Genomic DNA, 13,325 nt, shown 5'->3' on the forward strand with positions numbered 1-13,325 from the left:
AAAAGAATATTTTTTAGTTTCATTTTAATACTTTATATTTATTATGATAAATTAATTATTAAAGGTATTTTTGCAATAATAACGATATTTTGTGTTTAGTTTCTGTTGGTGCTGTATCTAAGGGAGTTAAAATAGCGGTTTTTAAGGCTGAGTGTGCATCACTAATAAATGGATTTTTATTAATTAATTTTACCGTTTCTCTGATTACTTTTTGAGCATTAATACCATTTTGATGTAAATTCTGAATGACGGTTTCAACGGTAACATGATCATGTTCTGGATTCCAACAATCATAATCTGTAACTAAAGCTAGGGTAGCGTAAGCTATTTCTGCTTCTCTTGCCAATTTGGCTTCCGTTAAGTTTGTCATGCCAATGATACTTGCACCCCAACTACGATATAAATTTGATTCGGCTATAGTAGAAAATGCTGGACCTTCCATACATACATAAGTACCACCATGATGTAAGTCAATATCAGGAAAATCTAAATTTCTCACGGCTTGGGCGATGGTATCAGCTAGTTTGTTACACACAGGATGTCCAAACCCTATATGTGCCACAATACCTTCACCGAAAAAAGTTGATTCACGATTTTTTGTACGATCAATAAATTGATCAGGTATAACTAAATCTAGAGGTCTAATATGTTGTTGTAGTGAACCAACTGCAGAGGCTGAGATAATATAGTCAACTCCTAACTGTTTCAATCCATAAATATTAGCTTTAAAAGGTAATTCTGTTGGTAGGAAGTGATGATTTTTGCCATGACGAGCAAGAAAAACAACTTTTGCATTGTCTAATGTTCCAATGATAAAATTATCAGAAGGTTTACCAAAGGGAGTATCTAGAGAAATTTCTTCAACATCTTGTAAGGCTTCCATTTTATATAATCCGCTACCACCAATAATACCAATTTTTGTTAATGTCATTTCCTTGTTTTTACTATAAAAATACCATTAATAATTTTAACCCAAAGTAACATATGTTTGTGATTAATATTCTAATTATCATATCACTTTATAAAAAATAAAGCGGTAACGTTTAATGTTTATAAATTAATTATTAATAGGAATAAATAAACTGAATTGTGTTCCTTTTTCCTGTTGATATTTTGTCCAATAATAAGGACTAATTAAACTAATTTTTACACCTATTTTATCACATAATTCTTTAACAATTGTTAAACCTAAACCAGTTCCATCAATTGCACTTTTATCTTGAGTACCTCGATAATGTCTTTCAAAAATGTGTAGTTGGTCTTCTTGATTAATGCCATAACCTGTATCGCTAATCTCAATAATTAATTCGGTTTTATTTTGCTTAATTTCTAATAAGACTTTGCCATTATTAGGAGTATATTTGACTGCATTTTCTAATAGATTATAAAGAATTTCTGTTAACGCTTTTTTATTACTATTTACTAATAATAAAGAATTGTTAATTTTAGTTAACAATTGAATATTTTTTTCTTCACTAATGGCTTTAATTGTTAAAATCAAGGGCTCAATAATTTCTTGAATATTAAATTTTTCTAATAACTCAATCTTTTCTGTTAAGAAAAAGCTGGTAGATCCTATGGAATTTAATGGTAAAATTTTATTATTATTTAATCCTTCCCATTGTTCATTAAAATCAGCAATTAAGTCTTTCATTCGATCACTTTCTCTGATAATATTTTCTGAAACTTGATAATTAGATTCATGAGGCAATAGACGTTTTAACAATAATTTAGCGAAAGTACGAATAGCCGTGAGGGGATTACGTAGTTGATGTAAAAAGTCGTCAATATGATTATTTTCTAATATCCTTAATTTTTCTAATTGAGTTAGTTTTAATTCTGTTAATTGCTGTTTTTGTTCGATAATACGAGCTAAAGTTATAGTTTTAACAATTTCTTTTATTTGTATAATTTCATTTTGTCGCCAAGGTAAACTTTTTCTAGTGGTAGTTAATAAACCTAAAACTAAATCTTGATAAATTAAGGGCAAAATTAACTGATAAGGAGAGTCAGAATTTGAGGTATTACTGATTATTTTTTCAGATACAAAACAATCATTAATAACCTCATTAAAAGTTTCTTTTACGGATTTTGAAGGTAAAAAAGATAAAGTGTTCAATTGAGAAGAAACAGTGGCAGAATTTGGATAAACTAAAATAGGAATTAATTTAGGTGTCTGACTATTATTTGGTGTTGTCAAATAAATAATACTTTCTTGCACTAAAAAATTCTGTAATAGTAGCCTTAATTGTGATTCACATAGATGAATAAATTCTTCACTTACTCTAACTTCTTCATATTCGGGCATAATCCATTAATTATATATACAGTTTATTTTTGGTTTAGTTTTTATTAAAATAATTACAAATTTATTCGTTAAATATTAGTATTAAATATTTTTTATGCTTATTTTCCATGAGCTTTTTTTAGTATTATTGATCTTTAGCAACCAAATCTAACCCATAAAGTACTTTTTCTCGATTAGATAAATCTCCAATAATTCTTTGTAATGGCGGTGGCAGTTGCTTAATTAAAGTCGGTGTTACTAAAATTTTCTCTATTTCCGCACGATGTGGTTCTTCTAATACATCAATAATTTCTACTTTGTACTGATTACTCAACTCTTCTTTACACAATCTTAACAGATTAGCGATCGCCCTTTGAGAATTAAGGGAATTACCAGTAATATATAATCGCAATAAATATTTACTCATGAATTAAATTTGATCAGAATCAGAAGGAAAAAAGACATTAAGATTACTAATACCAATATAATATTTACGATAATAGGAAGTTAAATAACCCATTAACTCTAATAATCTTAACCGACCTTCATCAACATAGGCTTGAACTTTTGCTAAATTTGCGTTCTGACTTTTTATTTTAAGGGCTTTAGTATGAATATCTACTATATCTCTTGGACTAGCTTTAAAAAAACCTAATTTTGCGGCTAAAGAACGTAACTTTTCAGAAGTATCATGATTTACTTTAAAGGCTCTTTCTTCTAAGGCTAAATCTAATAATTCCCCATATCTAGTGGTTAAATCGGCAAAAACTTCAGGAATAGACTCTTTTAATGCTTCTGAAGCAAACATTCTAGCCGTGATGCTAGGTTGAATAGAATTAGCTAAATTTTCGAGACTCGTAAATTCTTTTTGTTGTTGTTGTCGTTGTTTTTGTTGGGAAAAGTTATAAATATACTGTTGTCTTTCAATAGCGATACGAATAGCATAAATCAAAGAGTTGCTATCTAAATCTTTTTTCTGTAGATAACCATTTGCACCTAGTTGAAAAGCCCGAACGATAATAGTTTCATCCTGATAAGCTGTTTGTACAATGATAGGAATATCAGGAGCATTTTCTTTAATTTTTAATAGTGATTCAATACTTTTACTATCAGGTAATGTTAAATCAAGTAAAATAACATCAAAATCTTTTTCCGTAAGTATATTTAAGGCTTCAGTTAAGTTTGTTACTAAAGACAAATCAAAAGATAATCCCTCTGCTAAAACAGAATCATGAGAGTTAGACAGTAAATTTTGAATTAGTTGAGCATTAATAGCATCATCCTCTACTAATAAAATTTCATATACATAATTAGACATATTTTAGAGGGGAGCAAAATTTTATCAACGGATAAAGAGTTAGTAATTTTATAGTACCAATCTTCCTAGCTTTTCGCTAGTTTGCCCCTATTCTCTTGATAACCTGAATTATTTATTAATTATTAATTGTTATGCGGCGACAGAAGCATTATTAAAACTCTTAACACGACTAGGTTTTACATATACGGTTTGATTATGACGTAAACCTAATTTATCGAATTTTTCCCGATTCAAATGGGCAGTAATTTCCCAATTATCAGCAATAACTAATTCCGCCTGAATTTCCCATCCTAAATGAATAATACGTTTAACGATCGCTTTACTACTGATACCATCATCTTCTAATAATATATCTAATTCGTGAGGTCTGATAAATATATCATCTCCTAAATTATCAAGGACATTTTCACCAAATAAAGGAGCATGACGAGGCAAGATATTTACTTCGCCAATGAATTGCATCACAAAAGATGACGCAGGATTATCATAAATTTCAGCAGGTGAGCCAATTTGCTCAATTCTTCCCTTATTCATAACGACAATTTCATCAGCTACTTCCATCGCTTCTTCTTGATCATGGGTGACAAACACGCTGGTAATATGCACTTCATCATGCAATCTTCTTAGCCATGCTCTCAACTCTTTGCGTACTTTAGCATCTAAAGCTCCAAAAGGTTCATCTAAAAGTAGTACTTGAGGTTGTACAGCTAAGGCACGAGCTAAGGCTACCCGTTGTCTTTGTCCTCCTGATAACTGACTAGGATAGCGATCGCCTAAACCCTCTAACTGTATTAAACTCAGTAATTCAGAAACTTTTTCTTTTACCTGTGCTTCAGGTGCTTTACGAATGCGTAAGCCAAAAGCAATATTTTCACGAATAGTTAAATGTTTAAATAAAGCATAATGTTGAAAAACAAAACCAATATTTCGCTTACGAATATCAACACCTGTGGTATCTTTTCCGTTGATAATAATTTGACCAACATCGGGATTTTCTAACCCAGATATTGTGCGTAAAAGGGTTGATTTTCCTGAACCAGAAGGACCCAATAAAGCTACTAAGGTATTAGCTTTTACTTCTAAATTAATATTATCTAAGGCTAAAAAACTACCAAAATTTTTAGAAACATTATTAACAAGAATACTCATTTTTTTCTCCTATATTTATATACGAACATAACAATTAAAACGAGGCAAAATATATTGCATAATTTAGAATTTATAAAAATTATTACAATTCCATTGTCTATTACTTACTCTTACATCTAAAGGTTAGATGGGTTTGAGTTTAGTTAAGTGTCAACAATTTTGGTTTTTCTTTCTAAAATTTCCTTGAAAATCAAGGTTAATGCCGCTAACAAACCCAAAACTACCGCCGCACTAAAAGCAGCTTCTGTTTGATAATTTTTATAGGCTAATTCTACAAAAATAGGTAAAGTGGCAGTTTGTCCGATAATACTACCAGAAACCACTGCAACTGCTCCAAATTCACCCATAGCACGAGCATTTGTCAGTAAAACCCCATACATTAAACCCCAACGAATACTCGGTAAGGTAACACGCCAAAAGATTTGCCAATCTGTCGCACCTAGAGTTTGAGCTGCCTGTTCTTGTTCTGTACCAATTTCTTCTAAGACAGGTATTACTTCCCTCGCTACAAAAGGAAAAGTAACAAAAATTGTCGCTAAAATCATACCGGGTAATGCAAAAATAATTTTTACATTCCAAGTTTCTAATAAAGGACCAAACCAACCATTACGCCCATATAATAAAACAATCATCAAACCCGCTACGACAGGAGAAATCGAGAAAGGTAAGTCAATAAGACTCATTAAAAATGTTTTACCTTTAAATTCATTTCTAGCGATTACCCAAGCGGCACATAGTCCAAAAACAGTGTTAAGAGGTACACTAACTAAAGCAATAATTAAAGTAAGTTTGACGGCTTCCACAAATTCCCGTTGCTGTAAAGCCTCAACGAAGGGTTGAAACCCCTTATGAAAAGCCTCAAAAAATACTGATATTGCCGGAATAAGGAGAATTAAGGCTAAATATATTAAAGATATAATAATTAGCCCCATTTCTACAGGTTTAATCTTTTGCATAACGACGACCCCATTGTTGTAAGAAGTTGATTACGAATAAGAGAATTAAAGATATTAAAAGTAATACCGCACCAATAACCGTCGCCCCTACATAGTCATATTCTTCTAAACGTTGAAAAACTAATACGGGAGCAATTAAATCTTGAAAAGGTATATTAGATGCAATTACTACAATTGAGCCATATTCACCCACTGCCCTAGAAAAACCTAAAGCAACACCTGTTAGAATAGGTGGTATTAATGGGGGAAAAATAACTAAGCGAAAAGTCTGCCAATCCGTTGCACCTAAAGCCCAAGCGGCTTCTTCTATTTCCTGTTCTAGCTCTTGTAACACTGGTTGTAATGTTCTTACGATAAAGGGTAAAGAAATAAATAACATTGCCACAAATACCCCTAATTGAGAAAAGGCGATTTTAATGCCAAAAGGTGTAAAAAATCTACCAATCCAACCACTAGGGCTGTAAACCGTTGCTAACACTAAACCTGCTACGGCGGTAGGCAACGCAAAAGGTACATCTATAATTGCGTCAAATATTTTTCTACCCGGAAATTCATAACGCACTAAAACCCATGCTAGTAAAGTTCCCATTACGCCGTTAATTGCCCCTGCGGCAAGAGCAGTAATGAAGGTAACTTGATAAGCCGAAATAGCAACGTCTGAGGTAGCAACTTCCCAAAATTTCCCGAATCCTAAAGTGGAAGATTTGAGAATTAATGCTGTCATCGGAATTAACAAAATAATAGTTAAATAGCCGATAGTAACAAACCAAGGAATTGATATATTTGAGAAAAAATTAGCGACTATTTCTCGTTTTTTTATTATGGGAGGAAAATCATCAAGGGAAGCAACCATTTTTTTAAATTATGTTTAATTAATAGTGTGTACATAAAAAAATTAAGGATTTAATCTTCTAATAACCATCCTTCAAAATTCCAATCTTTTGTGAAGGCTTGATCTTCTTTACTGTGATTCCAAATTTCTATATTAGAATCAGCTAAGTATTTTAAACCATCACTTATGGCTTCTTTTGTTCCTTTTAATAAAAGGTTAAACCACCCGTCACCACCAGCAGATTCCCCTAAAAGAGCGGAAGTAATATTAACTTCTAAATTATAATCAGATGCTAACCTAAAAATGATAGGTTGCTGATGATATTCAGGGGGAATTCGTAAAGATATTTTCAGAGATTTTAGTTTATCATTCATCTTTTTATCTGAGTTGATTGAGAATGTTAATATTGAGAGTCGATAGGTTAAGAATCTAATATTTAAATGAACAGTAATTGTTAATTATTAATTACTTTTTGAGATTGGCAAAAATTTGGTCAAAAATAGTACCATCATCAAAGAAATCTTTTTGAACTTGATCCCAACCACCAAAAGCTTCTACGGTGAATAAGTTATCAACTTTAGGAAACTGATCTTTGAATTCTTCAAATATAGCTTCATCCACAGGACGAAAACCTACTTCAGCAAAAGCTTTTTGAGCTTCAGGTGTAAATAAAAATTGTACAAAGGCTTCAGCTACTTCCCTTGTACCTCGTTTGTCAACATACTTGTCAACTACGGCGATCGGTCCATCGATAGATATATTTTTATCGGTAGGTATAATATAGGGTTGATTTTCTCCTTTCAATTTAGCTAATAAAATTTCATTTTCATAGTTCATCAAAATGTCTCCTTGTCCTTGTTTATAAAAAACGTCTGTAGCTTCTCTTGCATCTTTTGGCAATACGGGAACATTTTTATAGACATTGGTAACAAAATCTTGAGCTTCTTGAGCATTACCACCACCTTGAGTAATTGCTCCCCATAATACTAAAAAGTTCCATCTTGCACCCCCTGAAGTTTTGGGATTAGCGGTAATTACTTTAATATCAGGATTTGCTAAATCTGCCCAAGTCTTTGCAGTTTTGCCTCCTTCTCTGCCCACTAAAGCCACTACGGAGCGAGTTACAATACCATTATTTGGTGCTTCTTTTTCCCATCCCGGTTCAATTAATCCTGCTTGTTGAATTTTCAAAGTATCTGCTGATAAAGCTAAACCCACAACATCGGCTTCTAATCCATCAATAACTGCTCTCGTTTGTGAGCCAGAACCACCATAACTTTGTTCAACGATAACTTTTTGACCTGTTTTTTGTTCCCATTGTTCAGCAAATTTCGGGATGATTTTTTCGTAAGCACTTTGAGTTACAGCATAACTGACTAAGGTGAGTTTTACTTCCTGATTAGGGCTATTTTGATTACTGGTATTATTTTCTGTCTGATTTGTGTTGTTAGGATTAGAACAGGCGGCAACCACACCACTAATAGCTAAACCAATGATAAACCCGCTTATTAATCTTGTTTGCTTTTTCATCCTTTTTGTTTTTCAATCTTGACTGCATACCATCTTAAATGATAATTAAAATATTTTCAATACATTTTTGATGCGATATTGATTTTGTCAAAAAAAACTGCTCCATGAGCTAAAACTCATTCAGAACAGTTGTGATATTTTTTTAATTTTTGATGATAAACAATCTAATAGACTTTTGTGCAAATGAGGGTAGGGACGTAAAATTTTACATCTATACAAAAATTAACTGAAAAAAGTGCAATTAATTGTTAAGTTGATATTTACCTTCAGATTCGGGCACATCAACACGAGGTAAACCCATACTATAATTAATGACTCTAGCGTCAAGATTGTAGCTAATTTCTCCTTTACTCAAAAGATTGCGGATTAAATGTTCTAAATCTGAACCGATACGACGCAAATTATAATCCGTTAAATCTTCACCACTATAACTTTCTACTAACTGATCAAACTTACTATAAACTTTTTGTAATGCTACTTCATCCCAATTAAATTCATTGTCGGGATCAACATCAAGGGTTAAAACTTGATTCGAGGGTATTAACTCATTTTTCTGAATTTCTGCGGTATAGATTCTAATATGACGAGTTGTAGATTTAATTAACATAATACTAAATATTCAAAATTTGCTGATATTGATAGATTATTAAGAATTATAAATAGCTTGTGGAACTTTTCTTAACACTTAAATTCTATTATCTACTTTTGACTATACCATTGTCCATTTTTGTTTTTGATTTCTTTCTTTCACGAAAATAAAGAAGTCTTCACAAGATCTTCACAATCATAAGTCCTAATGGAAATAGGCAATTAAAAACTCTTAAAAAACAAATTTCATCATGGCTAATCAACAACATCTCCAACTTATCATTTCTCTTTCCTCTGATGAATGGAATAATTGGAGAAAGGAAAACCCTCACATTGTTCCTGATTTGAGAGAAGCTAATCTTAGTGGTGTTAATTTAAGTAAATTTAATTTGAGAGGAGCAAATTTAATTGAGGCAAATTTAAGTCAAAGTAATCTTACAGAAACTAATTTATCGAAAGCTGATTTATTTAAGGCTGATTTTAGCAGAGCTTATGGTAGAGACGCAAATTTAAGTGTATCTAATTTACAAGATGCAAATTTTTTCGGAGCTTATTTTTCAGGTAGCGATTTTAGTAGATCTAACTTATTAAATGCTAATTTTCAAGAGGCAAATTGTTCTGAATCATTTTTTATTACTGCTAATTTAAACTACGCTAAATTATCCCGTGGTATTTTTCAAGGAGTTAGTTTCATGGAAGCAAATTTAAGCGAAGCTGACTGTGGAGAGACGATTTTAAATCAATCAGATTTTACTTTAGTTAAAGCTAATAATACTAATTTTGATCAAGCCACTTTAACGGGAGTGATTATAGAAGACTGGGAAATCAATAATCAAACGAAGTTCGATAAAGTATTTGCTAGTTATGTTTTCATTACTCGTCAAGAAAAATTAACGACAGATATTCAAGTTTTTGAAAATACTACTATTTTTTTAAATTTTATCATGAAAAATAAAACAAAATCGGATAAATCTCAAAACAGTGAAAAAAAAATTATTGATATTCTTCAAGTGAAAAAAGTTGCCATTGAAGAACAAATACAAGAATTAATTAAAGTCAATAATAATCAATTTTTAAAATATACTATTAATTGCTAATAATAATGAATTATTGGGAAAAATGATGATTATGGTTAAGATATAGAAACTATAACCAAAAATTATGTTCCTATTTCATTGATTATGACTCTTAAAGCCTTAATATTTGATGTTGATGGTACTTTAGCCGAAACAGAAAAAAATGGTCATCGTATCGCCTTTAATTTAGCCTTTGAAGAGAATAATTTACCTTGGCGTTGGGACGTTGATACCTACGGTGATTTATTAGAAATTGGAGGTGGAAAAGAGCGTTTAAGACATTATTTAGAATATTATCAACCAGAATTTAATACCCAAGAACCTTTAGATAAATTTATTCGCCATTTACATCACAAAAAAAGTTATTATTATCACGAATTATTGAGTAATAATGCCATTCCCTTAAGAATTGGCGTTGAAAGGTTAATTATTGAAGCCCATCGAAAAGGTATCATCCTCGCCATTGCCTCCACCGCTTCGGAGGAAAACGTTAAGGTACTTTTACATACCAGTTTGGGTAAAGAAATGAGTCAATATTTTGCCGTCATTGCCGCAGGAGATATGGTAAAAAATAAAAAACCCGCTTCAGATATATATTTATTAGCTTTAGAAAAACTTAATATTTCTCCTGAAAATTGTTTAGCTATAGAAGACACTAATCAAGGATTGATAGCGGCGACAAATGCAGGTATAAAGACTATAATAACTGTTAATGACTATAGCAAAAATCAAAATTTTGATGAAGCTATTTTAGTATTAAATTCTTTAGGTGAAACTAATTTACCTTTTTTAGTAATAAAAGGAAATAGTTATAATCATTCTTATTTTAATATAGATTTAGCTCAAAAAATATGTGATGAAACTATAAATTATTAGCTTTAATTTTATTATAAATTATCAAAATGACAGCAGAAATTATTTGTATAGGCACAGAATTATTATTAGGTGATATTCTTAATAGTAATGCTAAATTTTTAGCTCAAGAATTAGCTAATTTGGGGATTCCTCACTATTATCAAACCGTTGTTGGAGATAATTTATCTCGTATAAATGAGATTATTGAAATTGCCTCTAAACGTTCTCAAATTCTTATTTTTACTGGTGGTTTAGGACCAACTGCTGACGATTTAACCACAGAAGCTATAGCGACTTTTTTTAATACTCCTTTAATAGAAAAACAGGAAATAATTGAGGATATAACCAAAAAATTTGCCCAAAGAGGGAGAGAAATGACTCCTAGTAACCTTAAACAAGCATTAATTCCTGAATCTGCTGATATTTTACCTAATGTAACAGGTACTGCTCCCGGAATAATTTGGCAACCAATACCTAATTTAACCATTCTTACCTTCCCGGGTGTGCCTTCAGAAATGAAACAAATGTGGAATGATACTGCTGTTCCATTTCTCAAAAATCAGGGATGGGGAAAAGAAATTATTTATAGTCGCATGATGCGTTTTCGAGGTATCGGCGAATCAGCCTTAGCAGAAAAGGTATATCATTTATTCTCTTCAAGTAATCCTACCGTTGCACCTTATGCTTCTATGGGAGAAGTTAAACTCCGAGTGTCTGTCAAAGCTCAAGATGCAGAATCAGCAGAAAAACTCATTCACCCTGTTGCTAAAGAAATTGAGACGATCGCCGGAGAGGATTATTTTGGTTATGATGATGATACCCTTGCTTCTGTGGTAGGAAAAATGTTGCTAGAAAGAGGACAGACTCTTAGTGTCGCAGAATCTTGTACTGGTGGTGGTTTAGGTTCAATGTTAACGGAAGTGAGCGGAAGTTCTAGTTATTTTATGGGAGGAGTCATCGCCTATAGCAATCAAGTAAAAATTGAACAATTAGGAGTTTCAGAAGAATTTTTAACAGAATATGGTGCCGTATCAGCTATCGTTGCACGACAAATGGCAAAAGGTGTGCAATCTCGTTTTAGCACTGATTGGAGTATATCAGTTACAGGTATAGCTGGTCCTAAAGGAGGCACAGAAGCTAAACCTGTTGGCTTAGTTTATTTAGCCATCGCAAATCCCGAAAAACAAGTAGAAAGCTATGAATTAAGACTAGGGGAAAAACGAGGTAGAGAGGCGATAAGATATCTTACCAGTTGTTATGCTTTAGATAAGTTACGCCGTGAATTAATAAGTAACTGAGAGAATCTGAGTTCGATATAAATTTGTTGACCAAGATGAGATTAGAAAACTAGAATAGATTTGACTTAAAAATTTTAAAATTATTAAAATTGATTTTCGACAATTATTTATTAAATTTAATTTTTTTCCTTGGGTAACATTTGGTATGTCATAAGTCTTAAACCTTTACTAATCAGAAGGTTTTTTACGTTGAACTCAGGTGATAGAAATTGATGATTAATTTTATTACTTTTAAATTATGAGTTAAATAATATTTTGTCCAAGGAATAATTAGCTGCTTGGGATACCTGAGAATTAGCATCTTTAGCCAAAAATTTTAAGGCGGAAATACATTTTTCAGTATTAAAATTACCTAGAGATTGTGCTAATCTTTGACGAATCAACCAATCATCAGATTGTGCGAAAACTAATATTTCTTCGATACAATCTTCTGCTTTTATTTCTCCTAGAGCAGAAATTGCCGCTTGTTGCAAAACTGTTTCACAACTATGTAAAGCTTCTAATAATACTTGTTTTGCTCGAATATCTCCTAAATTACCTAAAGAAACCGCCGCACTAAATCTTACTAACCATTCTGTATCTTCATAAAAAGCCCTTACTAAAGCCTCAAAAGCACGAATATCTCGTAAATAACCTAACGCACCAGCCGCATCTGCACGAATACCATAATCAGGATCTGTTTCTAACAATTTGACTAAAATAGGCATACATTCATCAGTTTTTTTGACACCTAAAGCAAATACTGCCATTGAACGCACAGGTAACATTTCATCGTTCAGAACTTTCTTAATCAAGGGTACAGCATCTTGGGCTTCGACTTCTCTCAAAGACACAAGAGCTAATAATCTATCTTTAGAATTGCTACTTTCCAACTTGCTAGAAATTTCTGCTAAGTTAATGGTACTCATATTTTTCTCAACATTTCTTTACAATTATTATTATAGATGATGAATTTATAGCTTTACGTATTGTTTTCCGAAACTTAAGATAAAATTTGTTATTCTCTCTTTTTATTGTGTATTAGTAGCAAAAAAAAGAATAATCAATTATCATTTATTTCTGGTAAGTAATTTTAAGACTGATGAATAGTAGTATTAACAACAGTGCCATCGAAAATAAACTTAAAAATTTAGTTAGTGAAATTTGGAATTTAGCAGAAAAATCCCAAGATGATATTTTTGACTTGCTTTTGATTCTCCGAGAATTAGAATTACTTCATCGCAACATCCGACAAGAAATGTTTGAGCCTGTATTGCCTGATACTCGTCATCGACTTTATCTGTTATTAAAACATATTGAAGAAGTTGGAGGTTGGCCTTATATAGAAAGAATGAGAGTAAAAGATATTTGTCAAAAACTACTTTCGGAAGAAGAATCGTCATCCCTGTAAATCGATAGTCCCTAAATAGTTCGTTGATTGTTAATTACTGAAAAAT

General features: G+C 31.7%; 15 protein-coding genes. 4 read left to right on the plus strand and 11 right to left on the minus strand.

Features of this window, described 5'->3' with window-relative positions; translation table 11 throughout:
* Positions 1 to 58 precede the first annotated feature (58 nt).
* From GM3708_RS12175 to GM3708_RS12220, 10 genes are all read right to left on the minus strand, one after another.
* Positions 59 to 931 (minus strand): S-methyl-5'-thioadenosine phosphorylase, encoded by an 873-nt coding sequence (locus tag GM3708_RS12175; protein ID WP_066347317.1) that lies wholly within the window; start codon positions 929 to 931, stop codon positions 59 to 61.
* A 126-nt stretch (positions 932 to 1,057) separates the two neighbouring features.
* The gene (locus GM3708_RS12180; protein WP_066347320.1) at positions 1,058 to 2,308 is read right to left on the minus strand and encodes a sensor histidine kinase KdpD; all 1,251 of its coding nucleotides are present in this window, start codon (positions 2,306 to 2,308) and stop codon (positions 1,058 to 1,060) included.
* Positions 2,309 to 2,432: 124 nt separating this feature from the next.
* A complete protein-coding gene (locus GM3708_RS12185) occupies positions 2,433 to 2,714 on the minus strand; it encodes a circadian clock KaiB family protein (RefSeq protein ID WP_066347323.1) in 282 nt (93 codons plus the stop codon).
* Between the two features lie 3 nt (positions 2,715 to 2,717).
* Positions 2,718 to 3,605: a response regulator gene (locus tag GM3708_RS12190; protein WP_066347325.1), complete on the minus strand. Its 888-nt coding sequence runs from the start codon at positions 3,603 to 3,605 to the stop codon at positions 2,718 to 2,720.
* A 129-nt stretch (positions 3,606 to 3,734) separates the two neighbouring features.
* Positions 3,735 to 4,754: a sulfate/molybdate ABC transporter ATP-binding protein gene (locus GM3708_RS12195; protein ID WP_066347327.1), complete on the minus strand. Its 1,020-nt coding sequence runs from the start codon at positions 4,752 to 4,754 to the stop codon at positions 3,735 to 3,737.
* Positions 4,755 to 4,897: 143 nt separating this feature from the next.
* Positions 4,898 to 5,710: a sulfate ABC transporter permease subunit CysW gene (gene cysW / locus GM3708_RS12200; protein WP_066347329.1), complete on the minus strand. Its 813-nt coding sequence runs from the start codon at positions 5,708 to 5,710 to the stop codon at positions 4,898 to 4,900.
* A complete protein-coding gene (gene cysT, locus GM3708_RS12205; RefSeq protein WP_066347331.1) occupies positions 5,697 to 6,563 on the minus strand; it encodes a sulfate ABC transporter permease subunit CysT in 867 nt (288 codons plus the stop codon). Before cysT ends, cysW begins: the two co-directional genes overlap by 14 nt.
* Positions 6,564 to 6,613: 50 nt before the next feature.
* Positions 6,614 to 6,916 (minus strand): NIL domain-containing protein, encoded by a 303-nt coding sequence (locus tag GM3708_RS12210; RefSeq protein ID WP_066347333.1) that lies wholly within the window; start codon positions 6,914 to 6,916, stop codon positions 6,614 to 6,616.
* Between the two features lie 91 nt (positions 6,917 to 7,007).
* Positions 7,008 to 8,072, minus strand: a complete 1,065-nt coding sequence (locus GM3708_RS12215; protein ID WP_066347335.1) for a sulfate ABC transporter substrate-binding protein — start codon at positions 8,070 to 8,072, stop codon at positions 7,008 to 7,010.
* Between the two features lie 241 nt (positions 8,073 to 8,313).
* Positions 8,314 to 8,679 (minus strand): NAD(P)H-quinone oxidoreductase subunit M, encoded by a 366-nt coding sequence (locus GM3708_RS12220; protein ID WP_066347337.1) that lies wholly within the window; start codon positions 8,677 to 8,679, stop codon positions 8,314 to 8,316.
* Between the two features lie 232 nt (positions 8,680 to 8,911).
* On the opposite strand from GM3708_RS12220, the gene GM3708_RS12225 reads away from it, so the two are divergent.
* From GM3708_RS12225 to GM3708_RS12235, 3 genes are all read left to right on the plus strand, one after another.
* Entirely contained in the window at positions 8,912 to 9,757 is an 846-nt protein-coding gene (locus tag GM3708_RS12225; RefSeq protein WP_066347340.1) for a pentapeptide repeat-containing protein, read from the plus strand.
* An 84-nt stretch (positions 9,758 to 9,841) separates the two neighbouring features.
* Positions 9,842 to 10,612, plus strand: coding sequence for an HAD family hydrolase (locus tag GM3708_RS12230; protein WP_066347343.1), 771 nt, complete (start codon positions 9,842 to 9,844; stop codon positions 10,610 to 10,612).
* Between the two features lie 26 nt (positions 10,613 to 10,638).
* On the plus strand, positions 10,639 to 11,889 hold the full coding sequence (locus GM3708_RS12235; protein WP_066347347.1) for a competence/damage-inducible protein A: 1,251 nt from the start codon (positions 10,639 to 10,641) through the stop codon (positions 11,887 to 11,889).
* Between the two features lie 236 nt (positions 11,890 to 12,125).
* On the opposite strand, the gene GM3708_RS12240 is transcribed toward GM3708_RS12235, so the two are convergent.
* Positions 12,126 to 12,797: a HEAT repeat domain-containing protein gene (locus tag GM3708_RS12240; protein WP_066347349.1), complete on the minus strand. Its 672-nt coding sequence runs from the start codon at positions 12,795 to 12,797 to the stop codon at positions 12,126 to 12,128.
* 173 nt (positions 12,798 to 12,970) lie between these two features.
* Here GM3708_RS12240 and GM3708_RS12245 point away from each other — a divergent pair, with 173 nt between their 5' ends.
* A complete protein-coding gene (locus GM3708_RS12245) occupies positions 12,971 to 13,279 on the plus strand; it encodes a hypothetical protein (RefSeq protein WP_066347351.1) in 309 nt (102 codons plus the stop codon).
* Positions 13,280 to 13,325: the final 46 nt, after the last annotated feature.

It is taken from the genome of Geminocystis sp. NIES-3708 (genome assembly GCF_001548095.1).
Lineage (GTDB): Bacteria > Cyanobacteriota > Cyanobacteriia > Cyanobacteriales > Cyanobacteriaceae > Geminocystis.

What these genes read in the sequence shown, in the direction of transcription:
- GM3708_RS12175 (WP_066347317.1), bottom strand. Translation starts at nt 931, where the DNA reads ATGACATTAACAAAAATTGGTATTATTGGTGGTAGCGGATTATATAAA.
- GM3708_RS12180 (WP_066347320.1), bottom strand. Translation starts at nt 2,308, where the DNA reads ATGCCCGAATATGAAGAAGTTAGAGTAAGTGAAGAATTTATTCATCTA.
- GM3708_RS12185 (WP_066347323.1), bottom strand. Translation starts at nt 2,714, where the DNA reads ATGAGTAAATATTTATTGCGATTATATATTACTGGTAATTCCCTTAAT.
- GM3708_RS12190 (WP_066347325.1), bottom strand. Translation starts at nt 3,605, where the DNA reads ATGTCTAATTATGTATATGAAATTTTATTAGTAGAGGATGATGCTATT.
- GM3708_RS12195 (WP_066347327.1), bottom strand. Translation starts at nt 4,754, where the DNA reads ATGAGTATTCTTGTTAATAATGTTTCTAAAAATTTTGGTAGTTTTTTA.
- cysW (WP_066347329.1), bottom strand. Translation starts at nt 5,710, where the DNA reads ATGCAAAAGATTAAACCTGTAGAAATGGGGCTAATTATTATATCTTTA.
- cysT (WP_066347331.1), bottom strand. Translation starts at nt 6,563, where the DNA reads ATGGTTGCTTCCCTTGATGATTTTCCTCCCATAATAAAAAAACGAGAA.
- GM3708_RS12210 (WP_066347333.1), bottom strand. Translation starts at nt 6,916, where the DNA reads ATGAATGATAAACTAAAATCTCTGAAAATATCTTTACGAATTCCCCCT.
- GM3708_RS12215 (WP_066347335.1), bottom strand. Translation starts at nt 8,072, where the DNA reads ATGAAAAAGCAAACAAGATTAATAAGCGGGTTTATCATTGGTTTAGCT.
- GM3708_RS12220 (WP_066347337.1), bottom strand. Translation starts at nt 8,679, where the DNA reads ATGTTAATTAAATCTACAACTCGTCATATTAGAATCTATACCGCAGAA.
- GM3708_RS12225 (WP_066347340.1), top strand. Translation starts at nt 8,912, where the DNA reads ATGGCTAATCAACAACATCTCCAACTTATCATTTCTCTTTCCTCTGAT.
- GM3708_RS12230 (WP_066347343.1), top strand. Translation starts at nt 9,842, where the DNA reads ATGACTCTTAAAGCCTTAATATTTGATGTTGATGGTACTTTAGCCGAA.
- GM3708_RS12235 (WP_066347347.1), top strand. Translation starts at nt 10,639, where the DNA reads ATGACAGCAGAAATTATTTGTATAGGCACAGAATTATTATTAGGTGAT.
- GM3708_RS12240 (WP_066347349.1), bottom strand. Translation starts at nt 12,797, where the DNA reads ATGAGTACCATTAACTTAGCAGAAATTTCTAGCAAGTTGGAAAGTAGC.
- GM3708_RS12245 (WP_066347351.1), top strand. Translation starts at nt 12,971, where the DNA reads ATGAATAGTAGTATTAACAACAGTGCCATCGAAAATAAACTTAAAAAT.